Source organism: Arthrobacter senegalensis (genome assembly GCF_059091765.1).
Genome location: NZ_JBNHGZ010000003.1, coordinates 103,962 through 121,492 on the forward strand (window position 1 = coordinate 103,962; position 17,531 = coordinate 121,492).

Sequence of the window (17,531 nt, forward strand, 5' to 3'; positions counted from 1 at the left end):
TCCCTCCACCGTTGAGCACCCTCCCTCCACCTGGGCTTCGGAAGGGCGGTTGTCCACAGGAGAGCCCCCTCGGCTGGCCGCCGGGCAGGCAGCGGCGGAAGGCTCCTGTCATGGAGAAGAAGAAGTTCACCGCCCGCCGCTCCGTCGACATTCTCGGTTTCGTGCCGCATGCGCTGGGATTCCTTCCCGCCGACAGCGTGGTGCTGCTGGCCCTTTCCCAAGGCCGTTTGGGCGCGACCCTCCGCCTGGACCTCCCCGCCAGCCGGGACGGCTGCCACCTCGAACTGTTTGCCGAAACGGCGGCGGACTATCTGCGCTCCGACGAGGACGCCGACTCCGCGCTGCTCATCCTGTACACGGACCACCCCTGGCGTTCGCCGGGCCGGCCGCCCCATGCCCGGCTCGTGGCCGCCCTCGGCCGTTCCCTGTCCGCCGCCGGGCTGCCGGTCCGCGCGGGCTGGACGGTAGGCCCGCAGCACTGGCGGGAGCTTTATTGCGCCGACGCCGAATGCTGTCCGCTGCCCGGACGTCCGGTGTCACAGATCCGGGACAGTGCCCTGAGCGCCGAACTTGTCTACAGCGGCAGCACTTACGCGGCCTCCGCAGCGGAGGCCGTGGCCGTCCCACGGGCGGCAGCCTCCGGCGCGCCGTACGCGACCGCCACGTCCGTCCGGAGAGCCGGGGCTGCACAGGCACCGGAACCGGCACCGGCAGCGACACCCGATGTCGCGGCCGGGATACGGCAGGAGGCGGACCGGCTGGCCGCGGGACGCGCGGGAGAGTGGACCCATTCGGACTTCTACTTCCACACCCTCCGCCGCTGGGAGCAATCCCTGGCAGCGCACAAGGCCGGAACCCTCACGGCGGAAGCGCAGGCCTTCCTGCTGGCGAGCCTGAGCGACAACGCGGTACGGGACGGTATTGCCATCTTCGCCTGCAGCAGCGCCGAGAGGGCGTTCCTCTGGGCCGAGGCATCCGGCCTCCTCGATGACGCGGACCGGGCGGCGGGCGCCGCGCCGCCCGTCGATCCATTGCCCGGGTCCGGCGATCCTGCCGCAGCCCGGGGCTGGTCCAAAATTTTGATCGGTGAGTCGCCCCACGCTCCGGACTGGGATCGCGTGGACGCCACGGCACACCTGCTCTCCCGCCTGCACGCCGTCGGAGCGGGGCGCTCCCGCGCTGCCGCCGGCACGCTGCATGCCTGGATCGAATGGGCCCGGGGACGCGGTACGCATGCGCATCAACGGGCCGAGGCCTGCCTTCGCGAATGGCCCGGCTACCGGCTGGCGGAACTGGTGCAGGAACTGGCAGACAGCGGAATGCTGCCGGTGTGGGCGCGCCGGCGGGAGACCGCCTGGCCCGGACGGAGGCACCTGACGGCATGATCGCGGCGTCGCGACGGTCGAAAATCAGTTCATCCGGCGGTCTGAATCGTGAGACAATGGGAACCGAGACCCGGTTGGGTTCGTGTTTCAAACAGCGGTAGATCCTGCGGGAATACCGCCGCCGCGGATCAGGTTATGCCATGCAGACCCTGCGTCCGTGGCTTGGTTTGAATTCATTCACGGACTTGACAGGGTCATAGTGGTGTTACCCGCAGGTAGCGTCACAGACCGCCGTACGAAAGGTTCTCTGTGTCACCGGACAAGAAGACTGCTGCAGCTCCCGATGAGGAGACTGCTGCCTCCGCTCCGAAAAAGTCCGCGACGACCAAGCGCGCGGGCGCCCAGTCAGCGGCAGCGGCGGAAGCTGCTCCCAAACGGCGCGGCCGCAAGCCCGGTGCCGCTGCCAAGAAGGATGAGGCGAACACCGCCGAGCTGGCCACGGAAGAAGTCGACGAGGATCCCGAGGTCGAGCCGGAGCCCACCGAGGAAGACGTAGAAGCCACCGAGGAAGCCGGCGCCAAGAAGGGCAAGGACGGCGAGACCGGGTCCGGGTTTGTTTACTCCGACGCCGACGACGACGACGCCCCCGCCCAGCAGGTGGTCTCCGCCGGCGCCACCGCCGACCCCGTCAAGGACTACCTGAAGCAGATCGGCAAGGTCGCCCTGCTGAACGCCGAGCAGGAAGTCGACCTCGCGCTGCGGATCGAGGCCGGTCTCTTCGCCGAAGAGAAACTGGCCAAGGACGACGGCACCATGGAGACGCGCCTGCGGCGCGACCTGGAGCAGATCGTCCACGACGGCAAGCGCGCCAAGAACCACCTGCTGGAAGCCAACCTCCGACTGGTCGTCTCGCTGGCCAAGCGCTACACCGGCCGCGGCATGCTGTTCCTGGACCTGATCCAGGAAGGCAACCTGGGCCTCATCCGCGCCGTCGAGAAGTTCGACTACACCAAGGGCTTCAAGTTCTCCACCTACGCCACCTGGTGGATCCGGCAGGCCATCACCCGCGCCATGGCGGATCAGGCCCGCACCATCCGCATTCCGGTGCACATGGTGGAAGTCATCAACAAGCTGGCCCGCGTGCAGCGCCAGATGCTCCAGGACCTGGGCCGCGAGCCCACTCCCGAAGAGCTGGCCAAGGAACTGGACATGACACCGGAAAAGGTCGTCGAGGTCCAGAAGTACGGCCGGGAGCCGATCTCGCTGCACACGCCGCTGGGCGAAGACGGCGACTCGGAGTTCGGCGACCTGATCGAAGACTCCGAGGCCGTGGTTCCCGCCGACGCGGTCAGCTTTACCTTGCTGCAGGAACAGCTCCACTCGGTGCTGGACACGCTGTCCGAGCGCGAAGCCGGCGTGGTGGCCATGCGCTTCGGACTCACCGACGGCCAGCCGAAGACTTTAGACGAAATCGGCAAGGTCTACGGCGTCACGCGGGAACGCATCCGCCAGATCGAATCCAAGACCATGTCCAAGCTGCGGCACCCGTCGCGGTCGCAGGTACTCCGCGACTACCTGGACTAATCCGACTGCGCAGCAGGGCCGGTACCCGCAAGGGGCCGGCCCTGCTGCGTTAACCGGCACCCGCAAAAGGCCGGCCCTGCTGCGTTAGCCGGCGGCAGCGGGGGAAGGGGAGCGCTTCCGCGTTCCGGCGCCAGGTCCCCGGGCGCCCCCGGCGGAAAGGCCTCCGGAGACGCAAAGGGCGCCGTTCCCCTTGCGGGGAACGGCGCCTTTGACCGGGTACCGGGCGGACCTGTCGGACCGCTCCGGGAACGGGCTGCGGCTGCAGCCCGTTCCCAAAGAACCTATTCGGCGGCGGCGCCGGCCTTTTCGGTCAACCGGCTGGTTTCGTCCTGCCATTCCGAGGCCTTGGAGCGAAGCTGCGGCTCATGCTGCCGGGCATGGTGCCCGCAGAAGAGGAGTTCGCCGCCGGAGGAGGCCAGGACAACCCGTACATAGGCTTGGGCACCACACCGGTCGCATCGGTCCAATGCGGTCAGTTCACGGGGGGCTACTGCTGTCGTCATGATGACCTCCTTACGAGTGCGTCTATCCATAGAACCATCCGAAGCGCGGAAATCTTCGCAAGATGGGGTCACTTTCGCTCACCGCGTATCACGTGTGGGTAACAGCCGGGAGCTGCGTCACATGCCGGTCTGCGCTCCGGCGCGGTGCACAAGCCCGCCCGCAAAGGGGATTAGCCTAGTAACGGTCCGTTATTCGCGGCGGACCGCGGCCAAGGACCGCAGTTCTGTCTGCCAAGGAGCACTCGTACACGTGGCGCCAACGAAGTCTGAGTACACAGCACGCCATCTTTCCGTCCTGGAAGGGCTGGAAGCCGTCCGCAAGAGGCCGGGCATGTACATCGGATCCACTGATTCCCGCGGGTTGATGCACTGCCTATGGGAAATCATCGACAACTCCGTCGACGAGGCGCTGGCCGGGTACGGGCAGAGCATCAAGATCACGCTGCACCCGGACGGCTCGGTGGAGATCCACGACGACGGCCGTGGCATCCCGGTGGACATCGAGCCAAAGACCGGCTTGAGCGGCGTCGAAGTAGTGTTCACCAAGCTGCACGCCGGCGGAAAGTTCGGCGGCGGCTCCTACACGGCCTCCGGCGGCCTGCACGGCGTCGGCGCCAGCGTGGTCAACGCCCTGTCCTCCCGCCTGGATGTCCAGGTGGACCGCGGCGGCAAGACGTACCAAATGTCCTTCCGCCGCGGCGAGCCGGGCAAGTTCATCGACACGGGCAGGGGGCCGGGCCCGGAGTCCGCGTTCGAGCCGTTCGTCACGGGCTCCAAACTGGAAGTGGTCGGAACCGCCAAGCGCGGCGTGACCGGAACGCGCATCAGATACTGGGGCGACCGGCAGATTTTCACCCCGGACGCCAAGTTCTCCTACGAAGAGCTGCAGAACCGGGCGCGGCAGACCTCGTTCCTGGTTCCGGGGCTGAAGATCACGCTGCGCGACGAGCGCAGGTTGGCCGGCACCGCCGGCGAGAACGGCCCGATCGAGGAAGTGTTCCACCACGACGGCGGCATCGCCGAGTTCGTCGAATACCTGGCCAACGACAGCGCCGTCACGGATGTCTGGCGCTTCCACGGCTCCGGCAAGTTCAAGGAAACCGTTCCGGTACTCGATGAAAACGGGCACAGCAAGATCGCCGAGGTCGACCGCGACTGCCACGTTGACGTCGCCCTGCGCTGGGGCATTGGTTACGACACCACGGTCCGTTCCTATGTGAACATCATCGCCACCCCCAAGGGCGGCACGCACCAGGCCGGCTTCGAACAGGCGCTGTTGAAAACCTTCCGCAAGGTGATCGAGGCGAACGCCCGCAAGCTGAAGGCCGGCAGCGACAAGATTGAAAAGGACGACGTCTTCGCGGGACTCACCGCGGTGCTCACCGTCCGCCTGGCCGAGCCGCAGTTCGAAGGCCAGACCAAGGAAATCCTGGGCACCTCCGCCGTCCGCGCCATCGTGTCCCGGGTGGTGGAGAAGGAGCTGGCCGCCAAGCTGGGGTCCTCGAACCGCGGGGATAAGGCCCAATCCGCGCTGCTGCTCGAAAAGGTCGTCAGCGAGATGAAGTCCCGCATCTCGGCCCGCGTCCACAAGGAGACGCAGCGGCGCAAGAACGCGTTGGAGACGTCCTCCATGCCGGCAAAGCTGATCGACTGCCGCACCAGCGACGTCGAACGCTCCGAGCTGTTCATCGTCGAGGGCGACAGCGCTTTGGGCACGGCACGGCTGGCCCGCTCGTCCGACCACCAGGCGCTGCTGCCGATCCGCGGCAAGATCCTCAACGTGCAGAAGGCATCGGTGGGCGACATGCTCTCCAACGCCGAATGCGCGGCCATCATCCAGGTGGTGGGGGCCGGGTCCGGGCGCAGCTTCCAGCTGGACGCGGCCCGCTACGGCAAGGTCGTCCTGATGACGGACGCCGACGTCGACGGCGCGCACATCCGCACGCTGCTGCTCACGCTCTTCTTCCGCTACATGCGCCCCCTGGTCGACGCCGGTCGCGTGTACGCCGCCGTGCCCCCGCTGCACCGGGTGGAGATCATCAACCCGGGTGCCAAGGCCAACGAGGTGGTGTACACCTACTCGGAGAACGAGCTGCACAAACTGCTCGCCACCCTGGAGAAGGACGGCCGGAAGTACAAGGAGCCGATCCAGCGCTACAAGGGCCTGGGCGAGATGGACGCCGACCAGCTGGCCGAGACCACCATGGAGCCCCGCCACCGAACGCTGCGCCGGGTGCGGATCGAGGATGCCGAAGCCGCCGAGCGTTCCTTCGACCTGCTGATGGGCTCCGACGTGGCGCCGCGCAAGGAGTTCATTGTGGCCGGCGCCTCGATGCTCGACCGGGAACGGATCGACGCCTAGGCCGCCAGCCCGGGTGCCACCAGCAGGACGGTCGGCACCGCCAGCAGCAAAGCCGCGGCCAGCAGTACCGCGGACCGGGCCGCGCCGCCAAGGGCCGGAACAGGGGAGAGCAGCCGCCGCAGCCGGTGTGCGGTGACAAAGGACTCCGCCTCGGCGGCGCCGAGCAATCCCTTCGCCGGGTCGCCCAGGCTTGCGGCCGGGCCTGCCGCCGCCGGCCGCTCACCGGCAGCGACGACGGCGATCGCACGCACCAGCGTCTCGCGGGCCGACGTCTTCAGGGAATGGTCGTCCGCGAGCATCTCGATCAGCTCGTTCACCGCCGTCCGGGCCAGCTTCGAGGTGGGGAGCCAGGGCAGGGCCGCCCGCCAGGCGGCGAAGGCCCACAGCAGCAGGTCGTGGCGCTGTTCCAAGTGTGCCTTTTCGTGCGTCATGACCGCGTGCAGTTCGTCCGGCGAGAGCAACTCGAGCAGGCCGTTCGAGAGCACCGTGACGGAGCCGCCGCCGCCGGGCAGGCAGTAGGCCACCGGCGCCGGGTGGTTGATCACCAGGGTGCGCGGGGAGTCTTCGGACGGGGAGCTGAGCAGATTCAGCAGGTCGCGGTGCCGGCCGCGCTGTTTGCGGATCTTGTAGTAGGTCAGCAGCAGCGTGAAGACCAAATGGACGGTCAGCAGCAGGGCGGCGCTGAGCGCGAACACGTGCACCAAGTCCAGGCCGGTATCCGCACTGTCGTCCAGCAGAAGGCCGGTCAGGCCCCGGAGGCCGGCCAGCAGGTGGTCTCCCAGCGGTTCCAAGCCCCACGTCAGCATGGCGCCGATCATGGACAGGCCGCCGGCCAGGGCGATGGCCTGCCAAAGCACCAGCGCCGTCCCGGGACTGCGGGCCGTCCAACGTGCCCGCGAGAGCAGGATGGGAGCAGGCCACGCCAAAATGACCGCCATGGCGGCCAGCAGGTAGGAGGCCAGGAACATTCAGCTCAGTTGGAAGAGAGGATCTTGCGCAGGGTTTCCGCTTCCTCGTCGCTGACCGTGCCGATAAAGCGGGCCAGGACGGCCTCGCGGTCCGGGGCCGAGCCCAGGACCTCGTGCATCAGCTCCACGGTGTGCTCTTCGCGGCTGGTCACCGCCCGGTAGCGGTGGGGGCGGATGTCGCGGCCGCGCTGGACCAGCCCCTTCTTCTCGAGCCGGGACAGGACCGTCAGCACCGTCGTGACGGCCAGCTCCTTGCCGTCCGCCCCGTCCGCGGAGACCTGCGCCAACGTGTCGCGCAGCTCATTGGCGGTCAGTCCTCCTTCGGCGGGATCGGCGGCGTTCTGGGACCACAGCACGTCCATGACCGCCCGTTCCAAATCTCCGAGAGTAGCCATCTGGTTCCTTTTCGTCTCTTAACGTCGCATCACCGGCGCGCAGAACCTTTCCGCGACCGTGCTCTTGGTCTCTAATTTACCGTCTTTCGTGCAAATGTTCTACAGTTCGTAGAAGATTAAGTTCTACGGCTTGTAGAAATGAGTTCCGGCGCAGGCCGGAACCCAGGTCAGTCCGGGAGGCAGCGGCAATGGAAGCACTTGAAATCGCGCGGTGGCAGTTCGGTATCACCACCGTCTACCACTTCCTCATGGTGCCGCTGACCATCGGCCTGGGACTGCTCGTCGCGATCATGCACACGGCCTGGTACCGCACCGGCAAGGACCAGTACCTGCGGATGACCAAGTTCTGGGGCAAGCTGTTCCTGATCAACTTCATCATGGGCGTGGCCACCGGCCTGGTCCAGGAATTCCAGTTCGGCATGGCCTGGAGCGAATACAGCCGCTTCGTCGGCGACGTCTTCGGCGCCCCGCTGGCCATGGAGGCGCTGCTCGCGTTCTTCGTCGAGTCCATCTTCCTGGGCCTGTGGATTTTCGGCTGGGGCCGGCTGCCCAAAGCGGTGCACCTGCTCAGCATCTGGGGTGCCTCGCTGGCCACCGTCGCTTCGGCCTACTTCATCCTGGCCGCGAACTCCTGGATGCAGCACCCGGTCGGCGTCGAAATGATCGACGGTCGGCCGGTCATGGTGGACGTCTGGGCGGTGCTGACCAACAACACGCTGCTGGTGGCCTTCCCGCACACCATCTTCGGCGCCACCTCGGTGGCCGGCGGTTTCCTGCTGGGCATCAGCTGGTACCACCTGTGGAAGCGCCGCCGCGACGGCATCGACACCGTGGGCCCGGACGGCACGGTAGTCGTCGGATCCGACCCGGCGCGCGGCAGGGATGCGGCCGACCACAAGGTCTGGCTCCGCTCGCTGCGGATCGGCGCCGTCGTCGCGGTCGTCTCCTTCGCCGGGGTGTCCCTCACCGGGGACCTGCAGGCTAAACTGATGTTCCAGCAACAGCCCATGAAGATGGCCGCCGCGGAGGCCGCCTGCCACGACGGCACGGGCTTCTCCATCCTGACGGTCGGCGACCTCGGCTCCAACGACTGCGACGACATGGTCGCCGTGGTGGAGCTGCCCGGACTGCTCTCCTTCATGGCCAACGGCGACTTCGACACCGAGATCCGGGGCATTAACAGCCTGCTGCCGGAGTACCAGGAGCGCTTCGGAACGCACCTGCCCGACAACCCGATCTACGGCGAGCGCGCCGGCAGCGAAATCGACTACGTGCCGGTCATGGAAGTCACCTACTGGGGCTTCCGGATGATGATCACCTTCGGCATGCTGGCCGCCGCGGCCGCCGCCGTCGCCCTGTGGGTGGTGCGCAAGGGCACGGTGCCCGAATCGAAGTGGCTGATGCGGCTGGCCGTGTTCGGAATCCTCGCCCCGTTCGGTGCCAACTCGGCGGGCTGGATCTTCACCGAAATGGGCCGCCAGCCGTTCGTCGTGGCACCCAACCCGGATCCCGACGGCATCGACAACGTCTTTATGTTCACGGCCGCGGCCGTGTCGCCGGGCGTCTCGCTGGGGGAGCTGATTTTCTCGCTCAGCGCCTTCACCTTGGTCTACGGCTCGCTGCTGGTGGTGGAAGTGAAGCTGCTCGCCGCCTACTGCCGCGGCGGTGTGCCGGCGGCAATGCCCGAGCTGCTGCCCGCGGCGTCCGCGGATGGCACGGGCAAGGACGACGACGGCGGCACCGGCGGCCACGGCAAGGACGGAGACGGAACGGACGGGAACGGAAAAGACCCTGATGACGTGCTCGCGTTCGCGTACTGAACCGGCTCCTACGGATCGATAAGGACGACTCATGGAAACCCTGCCTACCATCTGGTTCATTGTCATCGCCTTCTTCTGGACCGGGTACCTGTTCCTGGAAGGATTCGACCTCGGCGTCGGCATGATGATGCGCGGCTTCGCCCGGAACAACACGGAACGCCGCGTGCTGCTCAACACCATCGGCCCGGTCTGGGACGGCAACGAAGTCTGGCTGGTCACCGCGGGGGCCGCCACGTTCGCGGCCTTCCCCGAGTGGTACGCCGCCCTGTTCTCCGGTCTGTACCTCCCGCTGGTGCTCGTGCTGCTGGCCCTGATCTTCCGCGCCGTCGGGATCGAATACCGCGGCAAGGTGGACACGGACCGGTGGCGGGCGCGCTGGGACTGGGCGATCGCGCTGGGCTCGTTGGTCGCGGCCTTCGGCGTCGGGGCCATGCTCGCCCTGACCACCACCGGCCTGCCGCTCAACGCCAACGGCGACCGGGTGGGCGGACCGTTCGCCTGGTTCAACGGCTACGCCGTGCTCGGCGGGCTGGCGGTGGTCGGCTTCAGCCTGGTCCACGCGGCGGCGTTCCTGGCGCTGAAGACCGACGGCGAAGTCCGGTTGCGGGCCAAGGCGCTGGTCCTGCGCTGGCTGCCGGTGGCGCTGCTGCCGATGGCCGCCTGGGCCGCCGTGTTGGTGCTGCGCCACGGCAAGGCCGTCACGGTGGCGACGCTGTTGCTGGCCGCCCTCGGCGCGGCGGCGGCCTGGCTGCTGGCCAAGGCCGGACGGGACGGACTCTCCTTCGCCGGACTCGGCACCTTCGTGGTCGCCGGGTCGGCAACCATCTTCACCGCGGTGTTCCCCACGGTACTGCCCTCGACCATCGACGAGGCCTTCAGCCTGACGGTGGACTCGGCGTCGTCGTCGGACTACACGCTGGGCGTGATGAGCGTGGTGGCGCTGTTCGGCATCCCGGCCGTGCTCGTCTATCAGGGCTACACGTACTGGGTGTTCCGCAAGCGCGTGAGCGCCTCCGCCATCCCCGCAGCACACGCCGTCACCGCACAGTGAAGCCGGTGCTTCCGGTGGGCGCCGCCGGCAAACGGGCGCTCTACCTGCTGGGACTGGCCGCGGCCGTCAAGGCCGGCGGCTTGGTCTTGCTCGCTTCGGCGGTGGCCGCCGGGGTGGCGGGCGTGGCGGCCGGGACGTTCAGCTGGGAGGCGGTCCTGCTGCCCGGCGCCCTCGGCGCCGTCCTGCGCGCGGCCGCGGCCTGGGGCCAGGACGTGGCCGCACAGCGGGCTGCGGCCGGCATCAAGGAGGACCTGCGGGCCCGCCTCGCCGCCCGTATCCTGCACGACGGCGGTGCCTCCCCGGCCGGGCGCAACGGCTCCGCCCCGGGCGAGGGCGCCCTGAGTGTGCTGGCCACCCGGGGACTGGACAACCTGGACGACTACTACGCCAAGTACCTGCCGGCCCTGGTGACCTGCGCCACCGTACCCCTGCTGGTGGGGCTGCGGATCCTGGCCGCGGACTGGGTGAGCGCGCTGATCGTGGTGCTCACGCTGCCGCTGGTGCCGGTCTTCATGATCCTGATCGGCAAGCACACCGAAGACCGGACGAAACAGGCGGCCGCCGCCTTGGACCGCCTGTCCGACCACCTGCTGGAACTGGCCCGGGGACTGCCGGTCCTGGTCGGCCTGGGCCGGGCCGCCGCGCAGACCCGGGCCCTGGGCGATGTCGCCCGCGCCTACCGGGAACGGACCCTGGCCACCCTGCGGGTCGCCTTCCTGTCCTCGCTGGCACTGGAACTGATCGCCACCATTTCCGTGGCCGTGGTGGCGGTGTTCGTGGGCATCCGGCTGGTCTACGGCGGAATGGAACTCGAAGCCGGGCTGCTGGCCCTGATCCTGGCTCCGGAGTGTTTCCAACCGCTGCGCGACCTCGGCTCGGCGCACCACGCGAGCGAAGACGGACTGGAAGCCCTCGAGCGCAGCAAGGCCGTGTTGGACGCGCCGGCGGGCCGGCCGCTGGTCGCCGCTCCGGACGCCGGGCACCGGCCCCGGGCGGTCCGCGGGGAAGCGCCGGAGCTGCGGGTTGCCGGGCTGACCGCCGCTTACCCGGGCCGCGGGCAGGTGCTGGAAGGGCTAAACTTCACGGCTCTGGCCGGCCGCATCACCGCCTTGTCCGGGCCGAGCGGCGGCGGCAAGACCACGGTGCTGGAGATCCTGGCGGGCCTGCGCCGGGACGGGGCCCGCATCCGGCTCGCCGGCCGGGTGTCCGGCCTCGACCGCGGCCGGATCGCGTGGATCCCGCAGCATCCGGTTCCCTCCGAGTCCACGGCGGCCGAGGAGGTGGCGCTGTATGCCGGGCTGGCCGGGCCGGCCGGGCGTGCAGCGGCGGAGGAAGCGCTGGCGCAGGTCAATGCCGCCGGCCTGGCGGACGCGGACACCGGCGACCTCAGCCCGGGAGAGCTGCGCCGCGTGGCCGTGGCACGGGCTTTGGCCCGGGTTGACCATGTCCCCGGGGTGGACGTGCTGCTGGCCGATGAACCTACCGCGCACGTGGATGAGCGCAGTGCCCGGGCCATCGAGGCCGCGCTGGACGGTCTCCGCGGCCCGGTGACCACCGTGCTGGTGGCCCACGACCCGGACACCGCCGCGCTCGCCGACCACGTGGTGCCGGTGGTGCCGGCGTCCGGGGAACCCGTTGCTGCCGCCCCGTCGGATACGGATGGTGTGCGGTCCCCGGCATCGGGCACCGAACGCCGCGCGCAGGCGCCCGGAGCAAGGGCGGGCTCCGGCACGGAAGCGGCGGGGGAGGACGGCGGAACCGAAGCGGCGGGGAAGGACGCAGCCGGCGCCGGACCCGGCCTGTGGCGGCAGGCGGCGCTGCTGCGGCCGTGGAGCGGGAAGTTCCTGGCCGCACTGTGCTTTGGCCTCGGCGCGGCGCTCTTCGCCGTCGCGCTGGCGGGCCTGTCAGGCTGGCTGATCGTCTATGCCAGCGAACAGCCGCCGATCCTGTACCTGATGACCTCCATCGTCGGTGTCCGGTTCTTCGGGATCGGGCGTTCGGTCCTGCGTTACCAGGAACGGCTGAAGCTGCACGACGCCGTCTTCGAAAGCACCGACCGGCTGCGGATCAGGTTGTGGAACGGGCTGCTGCAGCGGCCGGCAGCGTGGCGGCGGCTGGCACGCGGCGGCGGCGCCCTGGAGCGGCTGGTCGGAGACGTGGACGAACTGCGGGACATCGCCCCTCGGGCGGTCTTCGCCCCGCTGGTCGGCCTGCTGGTGGCCGCCGCGTCCTGCGTGGCCACCGCGCTGCTGATGCCCGCGGCCCTTGGCTGGCAGCTGCTGCTCTCCGGGATCTGCATAGTGGGAGCCCCCGCGGTGACGCGCTGGGCGGACCGCCACGCCCAGGCAACCACCGTGTGGCTCAAGGGCAGGTCGCTGAACGCGTTCACGCGGCTGCTGGCGGCCGCACCGGACCTGGCCGCAAACACGGCTGCCGGGCCGCTGCTGCTGCGTGCCCGCCGCCTTGACCGGGAAGCGACCGCCGCCGTGCAGCGCAGCGCCTGGGCGCAGGGCCTGGGACACGCGCTGACGGTGCTGGCCTGTTCCCTCTCAGCCGTCGTGATGCTCGGCTCGGCGGGAGGCACGGTGCCGGGGGTGGTGGCCGTCGTCGTCCTGATGCAGTTGGCGCTGGCCGAACCTTTCATGGCGGTGAACACCGCGGTGCAGCAATGGGGCGCCTGGCGCGCCGCCGGGGCACGCGTCATTCCGGAGCTGGGCAGCGGCGGCGCGGCCCCGGCCCGCCAAGCACGGCGGGAAGCTCCGGTCGAGGCGCTGGAACTGCGCAACGCGTCCTACCGGTACCCGGGCGCGGACCACGACGCCTTCACCGGCGTGGACCTGCGGGTGGAGCGCGGTCAATGGCTGGCGGTCACCGGCCCGTCGGGAAGCGGGAAGTCCACGCTGCTCGGCGTACTGCTGGGGTTCCTGCCACTGGCCTCCGGCCGCTACCTGGTCAACGGGAGGTCCGGCGGGGCTCCGCGGTCGGCCATCGCGTGGATGCCCCAGGAAGCGCACCTGTTCAACTCGACGCTCCGCGCCAATCTGCTGCTGGCCCGGCCTGCCACCGACCCGCCGGCCGAAGAGCAGATGCGCTCGGCGCTCGCCGCCGTGGGGTTGGGCGGATTCCTGGCCGGACTGCCGCAGGGGCTGGGCACCCGGATCGGCCCGGGCGGGCACTTCCTCTCCGGCGGCCAGCGGCAGCGGCTCGCCGTGGCCCGGGCGCTGCTGGCCGACTCCGATGTGGTGCTGCTCGACGAACCTGCCGCGCACCTGGACCGCGAGGCCGGGGACGCGTTGCTGGCCGACCTGCGCCGCGGGCTCGCCGGCAAGGCAGTCGTCATGGTGACGCACGACGAACGGCAAGCCGCATGGTGCGGGCTTCGGCTGCAGCTGCCTACCGGCACATATGCCGCTGCCCTAAGCTGAGGCAATGACCAATTCCGACCTGCCGGTCGTTCCCGGCGGAGCCCTGCGCTGGCGTCCCATGTCCGCCTCGGACATCGAGGGTTGGCACCGGTTGATCCAGCGGATGGCCGCGGTGGACAAACCGGTCTGGACCGAGACGACGGCGGATCTGGCGGAGGCGTTCGACGACCCTGCCAACGACCCCGCTGAGTGCACCGCCCTCGGGCTGGATGCCGGCGGGACGGTGCGTGCCGTGGGCCGGGTCTACGCGAACGCCGGCTCACCGGTCGCCCACACCTGGGGCGGGGTGGATCCGGACTGGCGCCGCCGCGGCATCGGCAGGGCGCTCTACGAGTGGCAGGCCGACCGCCAGCGGCGCCGGTTCCGCGCGGCCGGCATCAGGGGCGGCGTCCTGCGGAGCAGCACCGAGGAACAAGATCCGGTGCACAACGCGCTGATGGAAGCGGTGGGCGCCAGGGTGGTCCGCTACTTCACCGAAATGACCCGGCCGCTGGTGGAGATTCCGGACGCGCCGCTGCCGCAGGGCTTCGTCTTTGTGGACCTGGATCCGGGCGACAGCGACGCCGTGCGGCTCGCCCACAACGAGGCGTTCGCGGACCACTGGGGCAGCGAGCCGAGGGACGAGCGCCGGTGGAAGAACCTGGTGCAGCACCCTGAGACCAGGCCGGAGTGGAGCATGTCGGTGGTGGAGGCCGCCTCTGGCGAGACGGTGGCGTACCAGGTGGCCAGCTTTGATCCTCAGTACAAGCTGCAGTCAGGGTATGACGAAGGGTTCACGAACCTCCTCGGCGTCCGCAGGCAATGGCGCGGCCGCGGGCTTGCCCAGTCGCTGCTGGCCGAAGCGATGCGCCGGTTCCGGGCCGGCGGGATGGCACACGCCGGGCTGGGCGTTGACACCGAGAACCCCAGCGGGGCGCTGGCCCTCTACACCCGGATGGGCTACGTGCCCACCAAGCGCTACCTGGACTATGAACTGCCCCTGACCTGAGCGGGCAAGGCAGCCCCGACGTCGTGCACCTACGACATCGTGCACCGCGGCCGGGCGGCGGCTACGCCCCGACGTCGTGCAGGTGATGCGTGACGTCGTGCAGGAAGTAGCTGCCGAGCGTGACGACGGTGAAAGCCGAACCGTTGCTGCGCCTGCCGCGCCGGTCCCACTCTGCCGGGGTCACCGCATTGAAGCCGGCGGCGACCTCCGCGGCTGCTGCCGCCAGCTCCTCGGCGACGGCGCGCGGGTCCTGGCCGGCGTAACGTCCCTCAACGGCCGCGGCGTTCTGGTCCCAGTCGGCAAACTCCGGGTTGTCCTGGCCGAGCATCAGCTGCAACCGGGCATCGAACACGCGGCAGACATCCCGGACGTGGGCGGCGTACTCGAGCACCGACCACGTCGAGTCGTCGGGGCGGACGTGGGCGCCGGGCTCCGCCAGGGCCGCCTGCCAGCGGGGCACCGTGGCCAGCACCTCAGGGCCGATCCGGTCCGGCGTGACGCCGGCCGGGTCGAAGCCGCATTCGGGGCAGGGCCGCCCGGTGACCCACGTCCAGTCCTTGGTATCGGGGATGATCGCCATGCAGCCAGCTTAGGAGTCTTGTGACCCCTGCTGCGATAGGGCGGGGCCGACGGCGTCCACCGGCTGGGACAACGGTATGCCGGAACCGTCGCGGCGGCCGTGTTCGGTGGGCAGCGCCCGGGAGGCGCCGTTGGACGAGCTGGCCTTCGCCGGCCCGTGCCCGGCCCACGCCAGCGAGAGCATGTCCTCGCCCTTCAGGAAGCGGTGCGCGCGCACGCCGCCGGTGGCGCGGCCCTTGGCCGGGTACTCCGTGAACGGGGTGACCTTAACCGAGCCGGGGGAGGTGCCCGGCAGGGCTTCCTGCGAGGAGGCGACGGTGACGACGACGGCGTCCGCATCCCCCGCGGCGACCGCACCAAAGAACGTCACGGTGTCTTCCGCGCCCAGCTTGATGCCCGTGACGCCGCCGGCAGTGCGGCCCTGGGCGCGCACCGTCGAGGCCGGGTAGTGAAGCAGTTGCGCCTGGCGGGTGATGAAGACCAGTTCATCGTCGTCGGCCGGGACGCTCAGGCCCACGATGTAGTCCTTGGGCTTGAGCGCGATGATCTCCCAGTCCTCCCGGTTGAGCGGGTAGTCCGGGGTCACGCGCTTGACGATGCCCTGCGCCGTGCCGAGGGCGAGGACCTTGTCCAGCGGCGCCAAGGCCACCAGCGATTCGCCCTTCGCCAGGGTCACGAACTCCTTGACCGGGACGCCCCCGGCCAGGTTGGGCGACCCGGCAGCGGCGGCGAGCACCGGCATGTCCAGGACCGGGAGCCGCAGCATCCGGCCCAGCGAGGTCACCGCTCCGATCTCGGCCCGTGCCGTGGTCCTGACGACGGACGCCAGGACGTCGTGCCGGATCCGCTGGCCGTCCGACAGGGGCTCCTGGTCCACCGTGCGGGCGAGCTGGCCGGAGGCCGAGAGCAGGACCCAGCACGGGTCGTCCGCGATCTGCAGCGGCAGGGCGGCCTTGGCGTTCTTGCCGGGGGCGGGAGCCGGCAGGGCGGTGCCGCGGAGCGGGGCGGCGGCCTCCGATTCGAGCAGCACGGTCCGCCGCGGCGTGGCGTAGAGCGCGGAAACCTCGCCCAGCTCGTCGGACACCAGCTGGCGCAGCATGGCCTCGTTGGCCAGGATTTCCTCCAGTGCGGCGATCTCGCGGCGCAGCTCGTCCTGTTCCTTCTCGAGCTCAATCCGCGAGTATTTGGTCAGCTGGCGCAGCCGCAGTTCGAGGATGTGGTTGGCCTGGATTTCGGACAGGTCGTAGATGGCCATCAGCCGTTCGCGGGCGGCGGCCACCTCGTCCGAGGAACGGATGATCTGGATGACCTCGTCGATGTCCACGATGGCGATCAGCAGGCCCTCGACCAGATGCAGCCGGTCCTTCTTCTTGCCCAACCGGAACGCGGTGCGCCGCCGGACGACGCCGATGCGGTGGCTGATGTAGACCTGCAGCAGTTCCATCAGGCCCAGCGTGCGCGGCTGCCCGTCGACCAGCGTCACGTTGTTGATGCCGAAGGAATCCTCCATCGGCGAATAGCGGTACAGCTGCGCCAGCACGGCGTTCGGATTGAAGCCGTTCTTCAGCTCGATGACCAGGCGCAGGCCGTGCTGCCGGTCGGTCAGGTCCACGATGTCGCTGATGCCCTGCAGCTTCTTGGACGTCACCGCGTCCTTGATCTTCTCGATCACCTTCTCCGGGCCCACGCCGTAGGGCAGCTCGGTGACCACCAGTCCGGTGCGGCGGGCGGTGAGCTTCTCCACCTCCACCTTGGCGCGGGTCTTGAAGGAGCCGCGGCCGGTGGCGTACGCGTCGCGGATTCCGTCCAGGCCCACGATCTTGCCGCCGGACGGCAGGTCCGGTCCGGGGACGAACCGCATGATGTCCTCGAGCGTGGCGTCCGGGTTGGCGATCAGGTGCTGGGCCGCGGCGATCACCTCGCCGAGGTTGTGCGGCGCCATGTTCGTGGCCATGCCCACCGCGATGCCGGAAGACCCGTTGACCAGCAGGTTGGGGAAAGCGGCCGGGAGTACCGCCGGCTGCATCAGCTGGTTGTCGTAGTTGGGCACGAAGTCCACAACGTCTTCGTCCAGGTGGTCGGTCAGCGCCAGGGCCGGTGGTGCGAGGCGGGCCTCGGTGTAGCGCGGAGCCGCGGGACCGTCGTCGAGCGATCCGAAGTTGCCGTGGCCGTCAATCAGCGGCATGCGCAGCGAGAAGGACTGCGCCATCCGCACCATCGCGTCGTAGATGGCGGCGTCGCCGTGCGGGTGCAGCTTGCCCATCACCTCGCCGACCACGCGGGCGGACTTCACGTGCCCCTTGTCCGGCCGCAGCCCCATCTGGGACATCATGTAGAGGATGCGGCGCTGCACCGGCTTCAACCCGTCGCGGGCATCGGGCAGTGCGCGCGAGTAGATGACCGAATAGGCGTATTCGAGGAAGGAGCCTTCCATCTCGGAGGTCACGTCGATATCGACGATGTTCTCCGTGTAGTCCTCTTCGGGGGCGGGAGTCTGGCGGCGGGGCATGGGTAGAGCTTCGGTCCTTAGC

At 69.4% G+C, this 17,531-nt stretch carries 12 protein-coding genes; 7 read left to right on the plus strand and 5 right to left on the minus strand.

Features of this window, described 5'->3' with window-relative positions; all coding sequences use genetic code 11:
• Positions 1–110: 110 nt before the first annotated feature.
• Together AC5RVG_RS10590 and AC5RVG_RS10595 are read left to right on the plus strand one after the other, a co-directional pair.
• Positions 111–1,385 carry a DUF4192 domain-containing protein gene (locus AC5RVG_RS10590; protein WP_494013831.1) on the plus strand — a complete coding sequence of 425 codons (1,275 nt, stop codon included), beginning with the start codon at positions 111–113 and terminating at the stop codon, positions 1,383–1,385.
• Between the two features lie 249 nt (positions 1,386–1,634).
• Positions 1,635–2,909 carry an RNA polymerase sigma factor gene (locus AC5RVG_RS10595; protein WP_494013832.1) on the plus strand — a complete coding sequence of 425 codons (1,275 nt, stop codon included), beginning with the start codon at positions 1,635–1,637 and terminating at the stop codon, positions 2,907–2,909.
• A gap of 281 nt (positions 2,910–3,190) precedes the next feature.
• Here the strand turns inward: AC5RVG_RS10595 and AC5RVG_RS10600 are convergent, their stop codons facing one another.
• Positions 3,191–3,412: a DUF7455 domain-containing protein gene (locus AC5RVG_RS10600; RefSeq protein WP_493999501.1), complete on the minus strand. Its 222-nt coding sequence runs from the start codon at positions 3,410–3,412 to the stop codon at positions 3,191–3,193.
• Between the two features lie 250 nt (positions 3,413–3,662).
• On the opposite strand from AC5RVG_RS10600, the gene AC5RVG_RS10605 reads away from it, so the two are divergent.
• A complete protein-coding gene (locus AC5RVG_RS10605; RefSeq protein ID WP_494013833.1) occupies positions 3,663–5,774 on the plus strand; it encodes a DNA gyrase/topoisomerase IV subunit B in 2,112 nt (703 codons plus the stop codon).
• Here AC5RVG_RS10605 and AC5RVG_RS10610 read toward each other — a convergent pair.
• Positions 5,771–6,742: a M56 family metallopeptidase gene (locus AC5RVG_RS10610; RefSeq protein ID WP_494013834.1), complete on the minus strand. Its 972-nt coding sequence runs from the start codon at positions 6,740–6,742 to the stop codon at positions 5,771–5,773. The genes AC5RVG_RS10605 and AC5RVG_RS10610 overlap by 4 nt on opposite strands.
• Positions 6,743–6,747: 5 nt before the next feature.
• The gene (locus AC5RVG_RS10615) at positions 6,748–7,137 is read right to left on the minus strand and encodes a BlaI/MecI/CopY family transcriptional regulator (RefSeq protein ID WP_494013835.1); all 390 of its coding nucleotides are present in this window, start codon (positions 7,135–7,137) and stop codon (positions 6,748–6,750) included.
• Positions 7,138–7,325: 188 nt separating this feature from the next.
• Between AC5RVG_RS10615 and AC5RVG_RS10620 the strand changes: the two genes are divergently transcribed.
• Genes AC5RVG_RS10620 through AC5RVG_RS10635 form a run of 4 tightly spaced genes read left to right on the plus strand, consistent with a single transcriptional unit; the run spans position 7,326 to position 14,421 of the window.
• The gene (locus tag AC5RVG_RS10620) at positions 7,326–8,957 is read left to right on the plus strand and encodes a cytochrome ubiquinol oxidase subunit I (RefSeq protein ID WP_494013836.1); all 1,632 of its coding nucleotides are present in this window, start codon (positions 7,326–7,328) and stop codon (positions 8,955–8,957) included.
• A gap of 31 nt (positions 8,958–8,988) precedes the next feature.
• Positions 8,989–10,008 carry a cytochrome d ubiquinol oxidase subunit II gene (cydB, locus tag AC5RVG_RS10625; RefSeq protein WP_494013837.1) on the plus strand — a complete coding sequence of 340 codons (1,020 nt, stop codon included), beginning with the start codon at positions 8,989–8,991 and terminating at the stop codon, positions 10,006–10,008.
• Between the two features lie 5 nt (positions 10,009–10,013).
• Entirely contained in the window at positions 10,014–13,433 is a 3,420-nt protein-coding gene (gene cydD, locus AC5RVG_RS10630) for a thiol reductant ABC exporter subunit CydD (protein ID WP_494013838.1), read from the plus strand.
• 4 nt (positions 13,434–13,437) lie between these two features.
• On the plus strand, positions 13,438–14,421 hold the full coding sequence (locus AC5RVG_RS10635; protein WP_494013839.1) for a GNAT family N-acetyltransferase: 984 nt from the start codon (positions 13,438–13,440) through the stop codon (positions 14,419–14,421).
• A 61-nt stretch (positions 14,422–14,482) separates the two neighbouring features.
• Here the strand turns inward: AC5RVG_RS10635 and AC5RVG_RS10640 are convergent, their stop codons facing one another.
• Both AC5RVG_RS10640 and AC5RVG_RS10645 read right to left on the minus strand, forming a co-directional pair.
• Positions 14,483–15,001, minus strand: coding sequence for a DinB family protein (locus AC5RVG_RS10640; protein ID WP_493999509.1), 519 nt, complete (start codon positions 14,999–15,001; stop codon positions 14,483–14,485).
• A 9-nt stretch (positions 15,002–15,010) separates the two neighbouring features.
• Complete coding sequence (locus AC5RVG_RS10645) at positions 15,011–17,509, minus strand: DNA gyrase/topoisomerase IV subunit A (protein WP_494013840.1); 2,499 nt, start codon at positions 17,507–17,509, stop codon at positions 15,011–15,013.
• Between the last annotated feature and the right edge of the window lie 22 nt (positions 17,510–17,531).